This window comes from uncultured Acinetobacter sp. (genome assembly GCF_947624825.1).
Taxonomy (GTDB): Bacteria; Pseudomonadota; Gammaproteobacteria; order Pseudomonadales; family Moraxellaceae; genus Acinetobacter.
On sequence record NZ_CANQLZ010000037.1, the window covers coordinates 12,823 to 29,915 of the forward strand.

Annotated in this window: 14 protein-coding genes; 6 read left to right on the top strand and 8 right to left on the bottom strand. The window is 41.0% G+C overall.

Going from position 1 to position 17,093, the window contains the following annotated elements; all coding sequences use genetic code 11:
- Nucleotides 1-118: 118 nt before the first annotated feature.
- The 4 genes from pheA to Q0017_RS09490 all read left to right on the top strand — a co-directional run bounded on the left by pheA (nt 119) and on the right by Q0017_RS09490 (nt 5,106).
- Nucleotides 119-1,228, top strand: a complete 1,110-nt coding sequence (pheA, locus tag Q0017_RS09475; RefSeq protein WP_298145890.1) for a prephenate dehydratase — start codon at nt 119-121, stop codon at nt 1,226-1,228.
- 60 nt (nt 1,229-1,288) lie between these two features.
- Nucleotides 1,289-2,380 carry a histidinol-phosphate transaminase gene (gene hisC, locus Q0017_RS09480; protein WP_298145893.1) on the top strand — a complete coding sequence of 364 codons (1,092 nt, stop codon included), beginning with the start codon at nt 1,289-1,291 and terminating at the stop codon, nt 2,378-2,380.
- A 3-nt stretch (nt 2,381-2,383) separates the two neighbouring features.
- A complete protein-coding gene (locus tag Q0017_RS09485; protein WP_298145896.1) occupies nt 2,384-4,630 on the top strand; it encodes a bifunctional prephenate dehydrogenase/3-phosphoshikimate 1-carboxyvinyltransferase in 2,247 nt (748 codons plus the stop codon).
- Between the two features lie 113 nt (nt 4,631-4,743).
- On the top strand, nt 4,744-5,106 hold the full coding sequence (locus tag Q0017_RS09490; RefSeq protein ID WP_298145899.1) for a hypothetical protein: 363 nt from the start codon (nt 4,744-4,746) through the stop codon (nt 5,104-5,106).
- 57 nt (nt 5,107-5,163) lie between these two features.
- On the opposite strand, the gene Q0017_RS09495 is transcribed toward Q0017_RS09490, so the two are convergent.
- Nucleotides 5,164-6,501, bottom strand: a complete 1,338-nt coding sequence (locus tag Q0017_RS09495) for a hypothetical protein (RefSeq protein WP_298145902.1) — start codon at nt 6,499-6,501, stop codon at nt 5,164-5,166.
- A gap of 104 nt (nt 6,502-6,605) precedes the next feature.
- Nucleotides 6,606-7,238 carry a hydrolase gene (locus Q0017_RS09500; RefSeq protein ID WP_298145905.1) on the bottom strand — a complete coding sequence of 211 codons (633 nt, stop codon included), beginning with the start codon at nt 7,236-7,238 and terminating at the stop codon, nt 6,606-6,608.
- Nucleotides 7,239-7,361: 123 nt separating this feature from the next.
- On the opposite strand from Q0017_RS09500, the gene yaaA reads away from it, so the two are divergent.
- A complete protein-coding gene (yaaA, locus tag Q0017_RS09505) occupies nt 7,362-8,141 on the top strand; it encodes a peroxide stress protein YaaA (RefSeq protein WP_298145908.1) in 780 nt (259 codons plus the stop codon).
- A 31-nt stretch (nt 8,142-8,172) separates the two neighbouring features.
- Here yaaA and Q0017_RS09510 read toward each other — a convergent pair whose 3' ends face one another.
- The 5 genes from Q0017_RS09510 to Q0017_RS09530 form a co-directional block, all read right to left on the bottom strand.
- Nucleotides 8,173-9,606 carry a deoxyribodipyrimidine photo-lyase gene (locus Q0017_RS09510; RefSeq protein ID WP_298145911.1) on the bottom strand — a complete coding sequence of 478 codons (1,434 nt, stop codon included), beginning with the start codon at nt 9,604-9,606 and terminating at the stop codon, nt 8,173-8,175.
- Between the two features lie 179 nt (nt 9,607-9,785).
- A complete protein-coding gene (locus tag Q0017_RS09515; protein WP_298145914.1) occupies nt 9,786-10,757 on the bottom strand; it encodes a hypothetical protein in 972 nt (323 codons plus the stop codon).
- A gap of 133 nt (nt 10,758-10,890) precedes the next feature.
- Nucleotides 10,891-11,373 carry a peptidylprolyl isomerase gene (locus Q0017_RS09520; protein WP_298145917.1) on the bottom strand — a complete coding sequence of 161 codons (483 nt, stop codon included), beginning with the start codon at nt 11,371-11,373 and terminating at the stop codon, nt 10,891-10,893.
- Between the two features lie 136 nt (nt 11,374-11,509).
- Entirely contained in the window at nt 11,510-12,811 is a 1,302-nt protein-coding gene (locus Q0017_RS09525; protein ID WP_298145920.1) for an NAD(P)/FAD-dependent oxidoreductase, read from the bottom strand.
- A gap of 105 nt (nt 12,812-12,916) precedes the next feature.
- Nucleotides 12,917-14,203 carry a D-alanyl-D-alanine carboxypeptidase family protein gene (locus tag Q0017_RS09530; protein WP_298145932.1) on the bottom strand — a complete coding sequence of 429 codons (1,287 nt, stop codon included), beginning with the start codon at nt 14,201-14,203 and terminating at the stop codon, nt 12,917-12,919.
- 188 nt (nt 14,204-14,391) lie between these two features.
- On the opposite strand from Q0017_RS09530, the gene Q0017_RS09535 reads away from it, so the two are divergent.
- Nucleotides 14,392-16,095, top strand: a complete 1,704-nt coding sequence (locus Q0017_RS09535) for a M61 family peptidase (protein WP_298145923.1) — start codon at nt 14,392-14,394, stop codon at nt 16,093-16,095.
- A 155-nt stretch (nt 16,096-16,250) separates the two neighbouring features.
- On the opposite strand, the gene Q0017_RS09540 is transcribed toward Q0017_RS09535, so the two are convergent.
- A complete protein-coding gene (locus Q0017_RS09540; protein WP_298145926.1) occupies nt 16,251-17,039 on the bottom strand; it encodes an rRNA large subunit pseudouridine synthase E in 789 nt (262 codons plus the stop codon).
- Nucleotides 17,040-17,093: the final 54 nt, after the last annotated feature.

Genomic DNA, 17,093 nt, shown 5'->3' on the forward strand with positions numbered 1-17,093 from the left:
ATCTTTTAACCAAATGCCGAGTTTTCAGGGTGAATCCATCAAAGTTGTATTGCGCAAGATTTCAAAGCTTACTATTGTTATACTGTTTGCATGATATTTGCTGAAGGGCGACATAACAATGGTCAATGACGATCAAAACACAACGACTTCTCTTGATTTGACTCAAATTCGTGAAGATATTGATTCTGTGGATCAACAAATCCAACAACTCATTAGCCGCCGTGCGCGTTTAGCTGAAGCTGTGGCCAAAGCTAAGTTTGCTCAAGAAGAGAATCCACTGTTTTACCGTCCAGAACGTGAAGCGCAAGTATTACGTAATGTGATGGAGCGTAATGATGGTCCTTTGTCGGACGTCACCATGGCACGTTTATTCCGTGAAATTATGTCGGCATGTTTAGCACTTGAAGCACCGCAAAGCATTGCATTTTTAGGGCCTGTAGGCACGTATACCCATTCAGCAGTGTTAAAACATTTTGGTCAAGATGCAGTTGTGCGTCCGTTGCCAACCATTGATGAAGTGTTCCGTGAAGTGGAAGCCGGCAGCGCGCATTATGGTTTAGTGCCGGTTGAAAACTCATCTGAAGGTGTGGTCAATCACACCCTTGATTGTTTTAAGTCTTCTCATTTAAATGTGATTGGTGAAGTTGAATTGCGTATTCATCACCAATTTTTGGTGTCAAGCAATACCCGTAAAGACAGCATTAAACAAATTTATGCTCATCAGCAAACCCTTGCACAGTGCCGCGGTTGGTTAGATGCACATTATCCGGGTGTTGAGCGTGTTGCATTAAGTTCAAATGCAGAAGCCGCGCGCCGTATTCGCAATGAATGGCATTCAGCGGCAATTGCCTCTGAAATTGCAGCTAATATTTATGATTTAGAAATTCTACATAGCAATATTGAAGACAACCCAGAAAACACCACACGTTTTTTAGTGATTGGTCGTGAAAAAGTACCGGCAAGTGGCAACGATAAAACCTCATTATTGGTCTCAGCACATGACCGTGCTGGTGCATTGCTCGAAATTTTAGCACCATTTGCTAAACACAACATTAGCCTCACCAGTATTGAAACACGCCCAGCCTTACCAGAAAAATGGGCCTATGTATTCTTTATTGACTTAGAAGGGCATATTGAGCAAGAACACGTTAAAGCGGCCATCGAAGAAATTCGTCCATTGGTTAAAGAAGTACGTGTACTTGGCTCGTATCCAATCGCTGTACTGTAAATATGAATCCGAGCACTTTAAGTTGTGCTCGGTTTAATTGTCTCCATCGGGAAGTAAAATATGACCTTTGTGCCAGCCAATGACGGCATTGCAAAATTAAAGCCATACCAACCAGGTAAACCAATGAGCGAATTAGAACGCGAGTTGGGTTTAACAGATATTGTCAAACTTGCGTCAAATGAAAACCCATTAGGGTGTTCAGATAAAGTGAAACAAGCCGTTGCAGCAGAATTGGCAGAAATTGGTCGTTATCCTGATGGCGGTGGTTATATTTTAAAAGAACAAGTGGCGAAACAATTTGGTGTTAACTTAGATCAAATTACTTTGGGTAATGGTTCAAACGATTTGCTTGAAATGTTTGCCCGCGCTTTTGTGTCGGACAAAGATTCGGTGGTCTATAGCCAACATGCGTTTGCAGTCTACGCTTTGGTGGCACAAGCCATTAATGCGCAAGCGATTGAAGTGCCTGCCAAAGGTTTCGCTCATGATTTACAGGCGATGGCAGCAGCCGTACAAGACAATACCAAACTGATTTTTATTGCTAATCCAAATAACCCAACGGGTACTTGGTTTGAAGAAGCAGAATTTGAGCGCTTTATGCAACAAGTGCCAAGTCATGTGCTTGTGGTTCTTGATGAAGCCTATGTTGAATATTTCCCTGAAAACTTCAACAGCTTAAAATTCTTAAGCCAATACGATAATTTAATTATTAGCCGTACTTTGTCAAAATGCTATGGCTTGGCAGCTTTACGTGTTGGTTTTGCTTTAGCGTCAGCTGAGGTGACCGATTATTTAAACCGTATTCGTCAGCCATTTAACGTCAATCATTTGGCTATGGTTGCAGGTGTGGCAGCATTACAAGATGAAGACTTTATTGAAAAATCGCGTGTGACCAACAAAGCAGGTATGGCACAGTTAGAAGCAGGCTTTCAAGCACTTGGCTTAAACTATGTACCATCGCGTGCTAACTTCTTATTGGTAGATGTACAAGCCGACCCTGCGCAAACCTTTAATGCTTTATTAAAAGAAGGTGTGATTGTGCGTCCGGTGGGTATTGCCAATCATCTTCGTGTATCGATTGGAACAGAAGCTGAAAATGCCAAATTCTTAAAGGCATTGGCAAAAGTTCTGTGTTTAGAGGCAACAGCATAACTAATGTCACAGCTACAGTTTGAAAAAGTTGCCTTTATTGGCTTCGGTTTAATTGGTTCAAGTCTTGCCCGTGTGATACAGGCTAAAGGCTTGGCCAAAGAAGTTGTTGCCTCAACTCGTTCGGAAAAAACTTTAACCGATGCCAAAGCCTTAGGCTTAATTCAAGCCGGTTATCGTGACCCAATTGATGCGGTGCAAGGCGCAGATCTGGTGGTGTTGGCATTGCCAGTGCGTGCCACGCAGCAGGTGCTTGCCAGTATTCAACCTTATTTGGCTGCACACACCATTATTACCGATGTGGGAAGTACCAAAGGCAATGTGGTGGATGCTGCAAAAGCGGTGTATGGTGAGGCATTGCCATCGGGTTTTGTACCGGGTCATCCAATTGCAGGTGCTGAGCATACGGGCGTTCATGCAGGTAAACTGGATTTATTTGCCAATCACAAAGTGATTTTAACCCCGTTGCCCACCAGTGCCGATTGGGCGGTCGACAAACTGATTCAACTGTGGCAAGCCGCGCAAGCGGAAGTGATTTGTATGGATGTCGCCAAGCACGATGAAGTCTTGGCACATACCAGCCATTTACCGCATTTAATGGCATTTAACTTGGTTGAGCAATTGGCTAACCGAGAAGATAACCTTGATATTTTCCGTTATGCTGCCGGTGGTTTTCGTGATTTTTCACGCATTGCTGCAAGCGACCCACAAATGTGGCATGACATCTTTTTTGCCAATAAAACAGCCATTTTAAACGCTGTCGATGGCTTTGAACAACAATTGGCCGTGATTCGCAAATTGATTGAAGATGAAGACTCACAAGAGCTGATGGGTTTACTCGGGCATGCTCAAGCAGCACGTCAACATTTTAATCATATGCTGGCTCAAAAACCTTTGCTGGAGAACACACACGTGACACAACAATTTACTATCCAACCGGGTACAAAAAAATTCCAAGGTAAATTTACCGTACCAGGTGACAAATCTGTGTCACATCGTTCAATCATGTTTGGTGCGATTGCTGAAGGCACGACACATGTCACAGGCTTTTTAGAAGGTGAAGATGCCTTAGCCACGCTACAAGCCTTTCGTGACATGGGTGTATCGATTGAAGGGCCAAAAAATGGTGAAGTCACTATTCATGGCGTGGGTATGCATGGCTTAAAAGCACCAAAATCAGCGTTATATATGGGCAACTCAGGTACATCAATGCGTTTGTTGTCGGGTATGCTCTCAGCCCAAGCCTTTGATTCAGTCATGACTGGTGATGCATCTTTATCAAAACGTCCAATGGAGCGTATTGCTAAGCCATTACGTTTAATGGGTGCACAGATTCAAAGCACGGGTGAGCGTGGTACACCACCTATTTCAATCTCAGGTGCGCAAGCATTAACAGGTGTGCAATACGATTTACCTATGGCATCAGCCCAAGTAAAATCAGGTATTTTATTGGCGGGTTTATGGGCTGAAGGTGAAACTTCAGTGACTGAACCTGAGCCAACGCGTGACCACACAGAGCGTATGTTACGTGCTTTTGGTTATGAGGTAAAAACTGAAGGCAACCGCATTTCATTGCAAGGTGGTGGTAAGTTAGTAGGTACAGATATTCAAGTCCCGTCTGATATTTCATCGGCTGCGTTTTTTATGGTCGGTGCTGCCATCACTCAAGATGCAGATGTGACCTTAGAAGCTGTGGGTATTAACCCAACGCGTACCGGTATTATTGAAATTTTAAAACAAATGGGTGCTGATATTACGGTCCAAAACGAGCGTATTGCAGGCGGTGAACCAATTGCAGACATTCGTATTCAAGGCACAGGTACTTTAAAAGGCATTCATATTCCTGAAGATCAAGTCCCGCTTGCGATTGATGAATTCCCTGCATTGTTTATCGCCGCTGCTTGTGCAGAAGGTCAAACGGTATTAACAGGTGCTGCTGAATTACGTGTTAAAGAATCTGACCGTATTCAAGTGATGGCTGATGGTTTACAGAACATGGGCATTGACTGCACACCAACCGAAGATGGCATTATCATTGAAGGTAAAGGTAAAACTGGCGAGTGGGGCGCAATTTTTAACGGTGGTGAGATTGAATCACATCATGACCACCGTATTGCCATGAGCTTTGCGATGGCAGGTTTACGTACTTCAGGCGAGATTAAAATTGTGGGTACAGAAACTGTGGCCACCAGCTTCCCAACCTTTACTCAATTGGCTAACACAGCGGGTCTTGCAATTCAAGTGACTGAGTAATTAGTCTAAAATTTGATTAAAAAATATACAACAGCCAAGTCGGGTACTTGGCTGTTTTGGTTTATGCGCCTATGCTCAAAGACTACAATAACAATGTCTTTGGGATGCTATAAATGAAAACACTACAATTTATTGCCCACTGTCAAGCACAGCAAGCGCCAAATGATTGTTTGGCTGCACAACAACAGGTGACACAACTTTTGGCAGAAAAATTAGCCGATTATGGTTTTGAAACTCTGTCACAAAGTGGTGATCATATTGCAGTGAGTGTCGAGCAGCACGAATTGCCCTTAGCTGTGGCATGTCAAATTCAAACCGAGCAAGGGCATATGGTCTGTGAAATCAGTTCTTATCCTGCTGAAGAACAAGATTGGTTAGATAGAATTACCGAACAAAGTTTATTAAACCAATTGGCGCAGGCGGTTGAAACGACTTTAAAAACGCAAACCCATTTTTCCAACTTTGAGTGGAAATAGGAATTACAGCACCATAAGATTGGAATATTTCTAATACTATGGTGCCCAAGTTAAATCTTAAATAGTTTGTGCAAGTTTATAATATTCGTTGATATATTCACCATAATATTTCTTACTCTCTTTATCATAATAGCCTTGTTTAAATCCTTTACTAAGAACTGAGGTTCCACGGTTATAGGCTATTGCTACATGAACAAGCTCTACGTCATTCAATGAGGTTTTACTTTTTAAGCTAGGTATACGTTTTTGAGCATTTTTAAGTTCTTCAATTACTTTTCCTAAACAACAGCTAAATTGATGCCATTTTTTCTGTAAAAAGAAGTCTGAATCAGTTTGAAAATGCTGTAAGTCATATTGAAATATCCCATACCCTCTACAAAATTTATTTGGATTTTGGGAGACTTTTTTAAAGCTAGTTGCATAGTTAGATACATCAATTAATGCTTGGTGAGCTATCTCAAACATTGATCGACCATTAGGATATTCTTCTAATTGGGCTCGATTTATAGGAAAAGCAGACCTATTAGGGGTATCTAAAGTATCACCTACACAATAAGGTAAAACTTGATCAGGAGAGTTCGATAACATCGATCCCCAAATATAACTTGTTTCTTGAATTGCAATCGCCGTAAGGAGATTTAAATTGAAAGGTGTATTTTCTGCTGCTTGATTAATTTCTTGGGAAAAGTTTCCCTTGAACCAAGCCATTCTTTTCTTCACAGATTCGAATTTTTTAATTTTCAAAGACGAGAGAGTTTCTATACCGATTGATCCATCTACAACTAATCCAGAAAAGTTTTGATAATTGATAATTGCATGGGTTAATTGTTTGGGCGTAGGAGAATTTGTCGATAGAAATTTTTTCTCTTGTAGCTTTTGTTTTATTTCATCTATAAAAATACTATTTCCTAGGATCTCAAATGATGGACTGTCAGCGGCTAGGCTTATCTCATCATCAGAATGAGTATACTGAATATTTTTTAATAATAATGCATATTGCCATATTCTTCCTTTTATACTAGCTCTACATACTCCTCTATTAGCGCTATGTGCTTCAATGGTTCCTCCCTTTCCGTCACTCAAAGCTATGTGACCAATCTTTATTCCTTGATATCTAGGACTGCGAAGTAAAATAGCCCCAGGTATTAAAGCTGCTTCGCTGAGTGAGATTTCATCACAATATTTTTTAATATCATTCACCCAGTACCCTGTATATGCATCATTATTACGTACACCAATTCTTATTTTAGTTACTTGATAAACTAGCCAACTAATGAATTCAGCACAATCCCATGGTCCTTTATAGTGAGGGTCGGTATAATCAACTAAGGATCCAAAAACATATTTTTCACCTAGATGCTTAGAAGCTAACTGTAATAGATCTTGACCTGTCATATCATTTACCTCATGAGGTAAGAGTACTTAATCATAACATTAGCTAATGAGAATTTTTCTTCAAAAGTGCAACAAAAAACCTCGCAATCGGCGAGGTTTTTATTTTAAGCTGAGACCAAATAACGGGTCATGGCTAAACGTAATTGTTTTAAATAACCGGTAAAGAAATGATTAGCACCCGGTAACACCGTCACCATATGACGCTGTGGACGCGACCATTCAATCATATCTGACAATAAAGTCACGTCATCGGCTTCGCCATGAATAAATAAGATGTCGCCTTTAATTGGTGGAGTCACGTAATGACGTACACCGCCAACTGTTGCTGTCGGTAAACCACAAATCATGGCTTGTTTCGGTTGCAGTTCAACAGGCAGTGAAGCATAGGCTTTAACCATTACATGCGCACCAAAGCTAAAACCACCGGCATAAAATGGCACAGTAATATGTTGGTGACGTGCAAATTTAATCACTTCTAGAATATCATCGGTTTCGCCAAAACCTTCGTCATGTACACCTTCACTTTGGCCTGAGCCACGGAAGCTTGGACGATACACGACACAACCACGCTCCAAATACATCTGAGCAAGCAGCGCAGGAACTTTATGGTGTGGTGTACCCCCTTGTAGTGGGTGCGGGTGACATACGACAGCGAATCCTTTCACTTCGCCCTGAGGGTAATCTACAAAAATTTCAATTTTGCCAGCCGGGCCTTGGATGAAAATTTGCTCAGACATAATTAGCAGTCAGGTAAAAGAAATAACGGGCTATTCTACCGATAATGTTCAGTAAAAACACAAGTTGGCATTAAAATAGCGCTGCTGTTATATTTGTTTAATTATTTTTTGATCAAATTTTTTATGCTTATTCTGATTTCTCCGGCCAAAACCCTCGATTATGAAACTTATTTACCTACAGATGCGCATACTTTACCAAGATTGCTTGAGCACTCACAACAGCTTATCGACGTAAGTCGTAGTCTTTCGGCAAGTGAGATTGCAAGCTTAATGTCGGTGAGTGAAAAAATTGCCCAGTTAAATGTGGCACGTTTTCGTGACTGGCAGATGGATTTTAATTTAAGTAATAGTCGCCAAGCGATCTTTGCTTTTAAAGGGGATGTCTATACGGGCTTGGATGCATATGCCTTCAATCAAGACGAGCTGAACATTGCCCAACAGCGCTTACGTATGCTCTCAGGCTTATATGGCTTATTACGACCTTTAGATTTAATGATGCCGTACCGCTTAGAAATGGGTACACGTTTGCATAATCCCAAAGGGAGCAATTTATATCAATTTTGGGAAAATATGATTACAGATCTGATTAATCATGATCTTGAAGCGAACAACAGCCAAGTGTTGGTTAATTTAGCGTCCGATGAATACTATAAAGCAGTGAAAGAAACAAAGCTTAAAGCCTCGGTCATTAAACCTGTGTTTTTGGATCAAAAAAATGGTAAATACAAAGTCATTAGCTTTTATGCCAAAAAAGCCCGCGGTTTGATGGCGCGTTATATCATTCAACATAATCTTAAATCACCTGAGCAGCTTCAAGCTTTTAATGTTGATGGTTATTATTTTGACCCAGTCAGTTCACAAGGCAATGAATTGGTCTTTAAACGTGACGAACAAATGGCATAAGAACATCCCGATCAATGATCGGGAGGTTTTTTTAAAGCGCTTTAAAAGCCTCTAAAGCACGTAAACGACTGTGTTTTAAATCCACAATTGGGCGCGGATAATCTAATTTGCGCTGTGGGTTTTTAGCATACGGGTCATGAATTTCTTTAGCATTTAAATGTGCAAGTTCAGGTAACCAACAGCGTAAGTAATCGCCATTGGGGTCAAACTTTTCTGATTGACTCACCGGATTAAATACTCGGAAATAGGACACTGCATCTGTTCCTGTGGAGGCACACCATTGCCAACCGCCATTGTTGGCAGCTAAATCGCCATCAATTAAATGTTGCATAAACCATGCTTCACCTAAACGCCAATCAATCAGTAAATTTTTACTTAAAAACATTGCCACAATCATACGTACACGGTTATGCATCCAACCTGTGGCCAACATTTGACGTATACCGGCATCTACAATCGGAATACCGGTTTGACCTTGCTGCCAAGCTTGCAAATCTTGCGCTGCATTGCGCCAAATTAAGCCTTTGGTATGGTCTTTAAATGGCTGATGCTTAGATACTTTTGGAAAATCAAACAAAATGTGTTGATAAAATTCACGCCATAGCAATTCATTGAGCCATACTTGCTGTCCGGTACTGACAAAATCAAAATTGCCATATTGCTCGCGAAACAGCGCATTGACACAACTACGGATAGAGAGCATGCCTATATTTAAATAGGCAGACAATTGACTAGTACTGTTTAAATGCGGGTAGTCACGTTCACGGTCATAATATTCAACCTGATCAGCAATAAATGCATCTAAACGATGAAAGGCAGCAGCTTCGCCAACTGGCCATAGCGCTTGTTGTTGTGGTGAAATCTCATTCAAACCCAGCGCAGTTAAACTTGGAATGTTCAGCATTGACTGATCAAAGCTTAAATTAAGTACCTGTTGCGGTTGAGGGGTTGGATAGCAAGGCGCTAAACTGATACTTAATTTTTCGTAGCACTGTTTTTTAAAAGCACTGAACACCTGATAAGGTTGCAAGCTTTTATTACGGATTGAACCCAATGCAAATAAGGTGCGATCTTCAAAGAAATAGCTGTGGATGTTAAGTTGCTTTAAGCTTTGCGTGACCCATTCATCACGGGAAATTTCATTTAGCCCCGCTTCACGATTGGCATATAGATTGGCGATGGGCAGTGTCTGACATAAGTGTTTTAAGGCGTTTGCAATCTCATGCCAAAGTTCAACGCGTAACACTAGCAGAGGCACATTTAAGTTGGCTAAATCAAGTTGCAGAGCATGCAGTTGGCGTAAGTAAAAATCGATTTTAATTGGAGCATCATTATGTAAATGCCATTGCTCAGGCGAGAGTATTACCACAGCCAATGTTGGACCCGCTGCCATAGCATGATGCAAAGCACTATGATCAAAGGTGCGTAAATCTTGGCGTAGCCAAACCAGTTGATAAGCAGACATGTGGGTTACACTATTATTAAATAATTCAAGCTTAGCCTAAAAGCGGTGAATTTCCTGTGAGTTCCTGTAAGGTATTTCTTTTAAACAGCAAGCATAGACAGCGCAAAGTAAAACCTTTTCTGCCGTTTAGATTAGACGCTATATATCGCTATGCTTGTCGGTTTATATCCTCAAAAATCTTAAGGTTGCAGCTCAAGCTTGAGTAATTGTTTGACTTCTGTTGTCTGGTATCCTTGGGTTTTGAATGCCGCTTGAATATTTTGCCAAATAATAGGGTCCCATGACTTTAAACGTTGATCTGCTTCTTTCCAGTTATAAGGGTGCCATTTTTTTTGCTTGCTCATGTTTAATGAGGTGTGTTCTAGATTTTGCATTACGTTGAGCACCAAACCTGTATTACGCCATTCATTATCTTTAAACACAGAACTCCCATTGGTATAACGCATTTTTTGTAAATGTGGCGGAATCAGCAAACGATCTTGACTCTCAATCACCGCTAACCGACGCCACATATGATGATAGCCTTTACTGATCACTTCTTTGTTTAACTGTAGTGAGTTTTTGGGTAAGGCCGGAAGGTTTTTTGTCCCTGTACTTAAATCAATACGTAGGGCACGTTCTGACCAATTGGCGAGGCTTTCCAAATACCATGTATTTTTAAATTGAGTATAGCCATACTGATATAAGTGGAATAGTTCATGTGTGACCGTTGTCCAATAGTTGCCTGGAAAATCTTTGAGATCTATAGAAATATGCATGACTAAACTGCATGGCATGTGATGTTTTAAATTGGGGTGAACAGCAGGTACTTCATAAGCGATGCCATTGCCTTTTAAATCTTGCACAAAAATACTGATGTTTTTGACATTTTGATAACGGGGACTTTGCAGCGGATGACGAAAGCCTGCTGCTTTAAAAATTTCACGACTGGCGACAGCTTGTGTTGCAAGGTCTTCTATATAATCGGGAATCTTATTGTTATTTAAATCTTTGAGTGTTTTTAAACGATGCGGTGAATCAGACAGAGTCGAATAAAAAATATAAAATTCATCTTTTTTATACATTTGGTTAAAGTGTTGAGCATGGTTTAAATTATGGCTACGACATTGCTTGTTTTGGGAAGTGGTATTTTGAGCACAAGCGATTTGCATACTTGATAATACTACGAGAGCCATTAAAGGGATTTTTTGATAAATATAATTCATTGATATGTTGTCTTGATTAAAAGCTAAGCCATAAAAAAAGGCAAAGTAAAATACTTTGCCTTTTTAAGATCAGAAGATCTTAGTGGTGATGACCACCTGCACCGTGTACGTGACCGTGATCTAATTCTTCTTCAGAAGCATCACGGATTTCTACGATTTCAACATCAAATGTTAAGTCTTGACCAGCAAGTGGGAAGTTTGCATCAACGATTACGTTTTCGCCTTCAACTGCTTTAACAGTTACAATTTGCACGCCATCATCAGTTTGTGCTTGGAACTGCATGCCCGCTTGGATGTTATCTACACCTTGGAACATTTTTGCAGGAACTTCTTGTACAAGTTCAGGGTTGTATTCGCCGTAACCTTCAGCAGCAGGTACAGTTACAGTGAATTTGTCGCCTACAGTTTTACCAAGTAAAGCATTTTCTAAACCAGGAATGATGTTGCCTGCACCTTGCAAGTATACAAGTGGCTCGCCTTGAGATTTATCAAGAACTTCACCCTCAGCGTTAGTCAATGTGTAGTGGAAAGATACCACGTGGTTATTTGCAATTGCAGTCATGCTCTTGATCCATTCAATAAATTTTTAAAGATACATCATAAAGGGAAAAATAAATTTATCGAAGTGATTTCGTTAAAATTCGCATTTTTACCGATCTAATGCTGTTTTTTTATTAGTGTGGGCGAAAAATTATATTTCAATGCAATTTTATCTTTGGACCTATATTTTTTGTCATCAGGTCTTTGGCGGTCAGTAAACCGGCATGGGTATAGCCATGAATGTTGGCTTGATGTACCCGATACAACGACACATACATAGATTTTGCCAATACCCCATGAATATTAACTTTGCCCAATAATTCACCCACGGCACTATGTTCACTTAACGACACCAACGCCCCTTTTTCAGAAAATCTAAACATCGGTAAGGGTTGTTGTGCCACACGCGCTTTCATTGCACGCAGTAAAAAGTTGGCTTGTTGACTTGCCACTTGGGCACGCGGCGCTAAAGCCGGCGCTTTGGCATCGGGTTGGCAATGTGCGCAATCGCCAAAGGCAAAAATATCAGGATCAATGGTGGTCTGTAAGGTGGCAAATACATGTAAACGGTTGAGACGGTCTTTTTCAAATTCGGTTAAATTGTTAAACACTTCAGGCGCTTTAATGCCCGCTGCCCAAACTTTAATTTCTGCCTCAAAATTTGCACCATTAGCAAAGTAAATTCGTTCGGCATCGACTTTAGATACACGGTGATCGGTTAATACTTCCACGCCTAAATCTTCAAGCTGCTGTTGGGTGTGTTCTGAGGTTTTCTCCGACAAAGCCGGTAAAATACGATCAGCCGCTTCAATCACTCGAATATTGACTTTGCTTGGGTCAATTTTGTTTAAGCCATATTGAAAAAAGTTGTCTTTGGCATGAATCAACTCGGCCGCCAATTCAATTCCTGTGGCACCTGCGCCAATGATGGCAATATTTAAAGCGCGCGCTTTAGGTAAATGCTGTGCCTCTAAATAAACATGCAACAAATCTTGTTGGAATTGTTGGGCTTGCTCAACATTGTCTAAAAAGTGGCAATGCTGTTTGACGCCTTCTGTTCCAAAGTCATTGCAGGTAGAGCCAAGCGCTAAAATTAAGGTGTCATATTCTAAAGCAATACTCGAGGCGCTAGAAATTGGGCTATTGACTGCTTTTTTGAGCCAATGCTGATGCTGAATTTCAACCCGTTTATGTTGTCGGTCGATACCCACAAAACGACCTAAAACAAACTGATAGGCATGTTTGGCAGCATGGGCAAAATAATTGGTTTCTTCTTGATGCGGATTGAGTCGACCCGAGGCAATTTCGTGTAACAAAGGTTTCCAAACATGAGTGAGCTTTTGATCGACTAAAGTAATCTCTGCTTTGTTGCTACGGCCTAAGCTATTGCCCAATTGCGTGGCTAATTCTAAACCGCCTGCGCCACCGCCAATAATGACAATTTTATGAAGTAGTGTCATGGTGCACCCATTGTTATTATAAAAAAGAGATGCCATGACTATGCCATCTCTTAATAGTAAATCGGCGCAAAATTGTTATACAAGTTACAAAAAAAGTGCGGCAAATTAGAGCTTGATATTGGCTTTACGCTGTATGCCATGCCATAGGTCATGACACCATGCCATAAATTGCTGAAACACATTGTGCTGTTCAAGTTGGACATGATTTTCAACTTGAATATGTCGTAGCAATTGCTTGTTTTGATATACCTTGATGTCAAGCAGTGGCATGCTTTGATTTAAAGGCGCAGCTAAGGTCTGTGGTATTAAGCTCGCTTCAAGCCGAGTTTGAGTATTGGTTAAAGGCTCAAGTAGCGTCATTTGCCCTTGGTCATTGAGCACTTTTAGGCGCGCTTGATCAGATTGATAGGCTTTAAGATCAATGGGTGTATCAAGGGCATACAATGATGTAGTGACCACCTCAGATTGCAATGCTTTAACCTCAAACCATGTGTACTTGGATTGACTTACAGGCAGATTAGCTAAATGTTGGCCTTTTTGTACAATACGTTCATTTTGCGTGTAGGTATAAGCCAAATTCATTAATTTATGTGCCACTTCAGCACGTTTTTGTATACTGGTTGTGCCCAATACCACCACAATTAAACGGCGTTGTGGTGCATCTAAACGAGCTGTATTGCGCTGTGCAGTGAGTGCTAAGTTGTAACCTGCAGCTTTGGTAAAACCGGTTTTTAAACCATCTACAGTTGGGTCGGTTTTCAGTAAGACATTGGTGGCAGCATGATATAGACCCTGATAGCGAAAATCGGGCAGTTTTGAATAGTACAAATAAGAGGGTGTTTCATTGACCAAGGCTTGACCCAGCAGTGCAAAGTCAGCAGCCGTTGAATAATGATCCGGCATGGTAATCCCGGGTGGGTTACTAAAATGACTATTGTGCATGCCCAAGGCTTTGGCTTCAGCATTCATACGCTGTAAAAAATTTGCGACATTGCCTGAGATACGTTCAGCTAAAAGTAAAGCGGCATCATTGGCAGACATGACAACTAAGCCTGCCAATAAAGTATCTATACTCACCTGTTCACCGACTTTAAGGCGCATTTGTGATTCATCTGACATGACCTGATTGACCACAGGACTCACAGTGAGCAATTCATGGCGTTGTAACTTTCCGCTTTGAATGTCTTTTAAGGCAATATACGCCACCATCATTTTGGTCAGTGAAGCAGGGGCACGTTGTACATGACTATTGTGCTCGGCAATCACTTGTCCTGATTGTGAATCTAAAATGGTCCACGCTTCGGCTTCAACCGATTCAGGATTGATGTTCAGTAGATTTGCAAAACTTGTGGTGGAGCATAGCAGCACACAGCTTGCCAACAGGTAAAACACAGCGTTCAAGGCAGTTCCTTATTTGCCAATCCATGGACAAAAAAATTGAAAAAAAGTCTGCGCATGCTATGCCTTTTTCTAGCAGATGGCTAGTCAAAAAGCCAACAAATGCAAGCGCTATGCATTGCTTGGCAAAAAAATGTTAAGCTTCTTGTTAAGTTATCTATTGAATGTTTGTGTTGCCCATTATGTTGCATTATCAAATCGAATTTGACGATTATCGTCAGCATCTTGCCCATGTGACTTTGCGTTTTGTTGCAGAGCCGACACAAATCTTATCTTTACCCACATGGATTCCGGGCAGTTATCTCATTCGTGAATTTGCCAAACATTTAGAAAGCGTACGTGCCTATGACGAAGAAGGGCGTTTGCTTGAAATTGAGAAATTTGAAAAAAATAAATGGCGCTTATTTAACACCGACTATGAGCTGATCACGGTTGAATATGACGTGTATGCCTATGATTTGTCGGTACGTGGTGCTTATGTAGACCAAACACGTTTATATATTAACCCAGCCTGTGCTTGTTTAGCCTTAGAGGGTCAAGAACACAAAGCAATTGAAGTTGAAATATTTTTACCACCTGAATTAAAACATTTCCAACTGGCCACGGGTTTAACATCTCGCAGTTTGGTCAAAGGGCGTTTTACTTTAGAAGCCGACAACTACGCACAACTCATTGATTCGCCGTTTGAATTAGCTGAGCAAACGCGCTTTAGCTTTGAAGCACAAGGCATTGCACATGAATTTGTGGTGTCTGGCAAACATGCCATGAATGTTGAACGCATGCAGCAAGACATCACTAAAATTTGTGCAACCCAGATTCAGATGTTTGCTTCGGCGCCATTTAAAGACTATACCTTTATGACGATGGCAACAGGCAATAGTTATGGTGGTTTAGAGCATCCTAATAGCACCAGTTTAATCACCCCACGTCAGGATTTTCCAAAAGCCAATGAGCCTGAGCAGCCATCAGAAGACTATCAGCGTTTCTTAGGTTTATGCAGTCACGAATATTTCCATTCTTGGTTGGTGAAATTTATTCGTCCTGAAAATTTTGTGGACTATGATTTAAATCAAGAAGGTTATACCTCTTTATTATGGATTTTTGAGGGCTTTACCTCGTACTACGACGACCTATTGTTATTACGTAGTGGCGTAATCAATCAAGATGCCTATTTAAAACTATTAAAGGGTCAAATTGAGCGTTATTTACAAAATCCGGGACGCCTCATTCAAACCGTGGCCGAATCAAGTTTTGATGCATGGGTAAAATTTTATCGTCAAGATGAAAACTCGAATAATGCAGGTACAAGTTACTACAACAAAGGCTGTTTAGTGGCGTTGTGTCTAGATTTAGGTCTGCGTTTACGTGGTTCTAGCCTAGATGCCTTAATGCGTAAATTGTACGAAAATGCGCAAAAGGGCATTCAAGTCAATCAACGTACCATTTATGAGCTATGTAAAGAACTCACAGGCGATAGTTGGATTGAGCAGATCAATCACTTGGTCAATACCACTGATGAATTACCATTGGATCAATTGTTGCCTGAATTTGGTATTAGCTTCCAAACTCAGGATGATAAGTCTTTGCCGTTTGGTTTAAAACTGAGTGAAAAACCTGAAGGGGTGGTGATACAACAAGCACACCGTGATGGTGCAGGGGCAAAAGCGGGTCTTTCTGCCCATGATGTGATTATTGCGATTGATGGCTTAAAGGCATCTGAAAAACTCTTAGCAAGTTATGCCAAGCAACAGGGTACATTTAGCGTGCTAGCATTCCGCCGTGATGAGTTGATGCAGTTTGAAGTGACAGCGGCAGAAACGGGCTTAGCTTCGGTTGAATTAAAAGTAGCAGATCAAGCCAAAGCTGAACAATGGCTTAAAGCATAAGTGCAGTTTAGGCAGTTTTAAATTAAAACCCATGTTTCGACATGGGTTTTTTGTGCAGGATGAATCTTGTAGCTGAGCTAAATTAACTTAAAAACTGAGTTAATACGCACCTAAAAAAGCCCACCGGAAGGGCAGGCTGTTTTTACACGATTGAATTAACCGCGACCACGGCCACGACCGCGTGGTGCTTTGGTGTTTGGACGCGTTGTACCATTGGTACGACGTTTTGGCTTTTCGCTTTCGTCCATTTGCCAAATACGTTTGGTGCCTTTTTTCTTGACTGAGCCATCTTTATTTTTGCGTACCATTGGCTTACCACCGGTACCGCCCGGCTTTTTCACATAAGAACGTGAACGGTAAGGTTCATCTGCTGGTAAATTTTGGAAATCAGGATATAACAAAGGTTCGATTTCTTTGGTTTCACCCGGCTGTAAACCCAATTGCACTAAATCAATTGCACCAATTTTAGTACGAATTAAACGTAATGTTGGAAAACCTACCGCCGAAGTCATACGGCGCACTTGACGATTACGACCTTCACAAATAGAAATTTCTACCCAAGAAGTTGGAACAGAAGCACGGTAGCGTACCGGCGGATCACGATCCCATAACCACTCTGGTTGTTCAACTTTAATGGCTTTGGCTGGCAAGGTCATACCATCTTTGAGTTCAACACCTTGACGTAATTGTTCAAGTGCTTCTTCGGTGATGTCACCATCCACTTGTACAAGGTAAGTTTTAAACTTTTTGTTGGCAGGGTTGGTGATGTATTGATTTAAACCACCATGGTCGGTTAAAAATACTAAACCTTCTGAGTCCATATCCAAACGACCGGCAAGACGTAAATCAGGGTCATCGACAAAGTCAGACATGGTCATGTGTGCTTCATCTTTACGGAATTGGGAGAGGACGTCATAAGGCTTATTAAGAATTACAATTTTCACATTAACACACTGATAAATATATGAAAAGTTTTACGGCTTTTGCTTATTACCCGT

What these genes read in the sequence shown, in the direction of transcription:
- Q0017_RS09490 (WP_298145899.1), top strand. Translation starts at nt 4,744, where the DNA reads ATGAAAACACTACAATTTATTGCCCACTGTCAAGCACAGCAAGCGCCA.
- yaaA (WP_298145908.1), top strand. Translation starts at nt 7,362, where the DNA reads ATGCTTATTCTGATTTCTCCGGCCAAAACCCTCGATTATGAAACTTAT.
- Q0017_RS09485 (WP_298145896.1), top strand. Translation starts at nt 2,384, where the DNA reads ATGTCACAGCTACAGTTTGAAAAAGTTGCCTTTATTGGCTTCGGTTTA.
- Q0017_RS09525 (WP_298145920.1), bottom strand. Translation starts at nt 12,811, where the DNA reads ATGACACTACTTCATAAAATTGTCATTATTGGCGGTGGCGCAGGCGGT.
- Q0017_RS09515 (WP_298145914.1), bottom strand. Translation starts at nt 10,757, where the DNA reads ATGCAAATCGCTTGTGCTCAAAATACCACTTCCCAAAACAAGCAATGT.
- Q0017_RS09495 (WP_298145902.1), bottom strand. Translation starts at nt 6,501, where the DNA reads ATGACAGGTCAAGATCTATTACAGTTAGCTTCTAAGCATCTAGGTGAA.
- pheA (WP_298145890.1), top strand. Translation starts at nt 119, where the DNA reads ATGGTCAATGACGATCAAAACACAACGACTTCTCTTGATTTGACTCAA.
- Q0017_RS09535 (WP_298145923.1), top strand. Translation starts at nt 14,392, where the DNA reads ATGTTGCATTATCAAATCGAATTTGACGATTATCGTCAGCATCTTGCC.
- Q0017_RS09500 (WP_298145905.1), bottom strand. Translation starts at nt 7,238, where the DNA reads ATGTCTGAGCAAATTTTCATCCAAGGCCCGGCTGGCAAAATTGAAATT.
- Q0017_RS09520 (WP_298145917.1), bottom strand. Translation starts at nt 11,373, where the DNA reads ATGACTGCAATTGCAAATAACCACGTGGTATCTTTCCACTACACATTG.
- Q0017_RS09510 (WP_298145911.1), bottom strand. Translation starts at nt 9,606, where the DNA reads ATGTCTGCTTATCAACTGGTTTGGCTACGCCAAGATTTACGCACCTTT.
- hisC (WP_298145893.1), top strand. Translation starts at nt 1,289, where the DNA reads ATGACCTTTGTGCCAGCCAATGACGGCATTGCAAAATTAAAGCCATAC.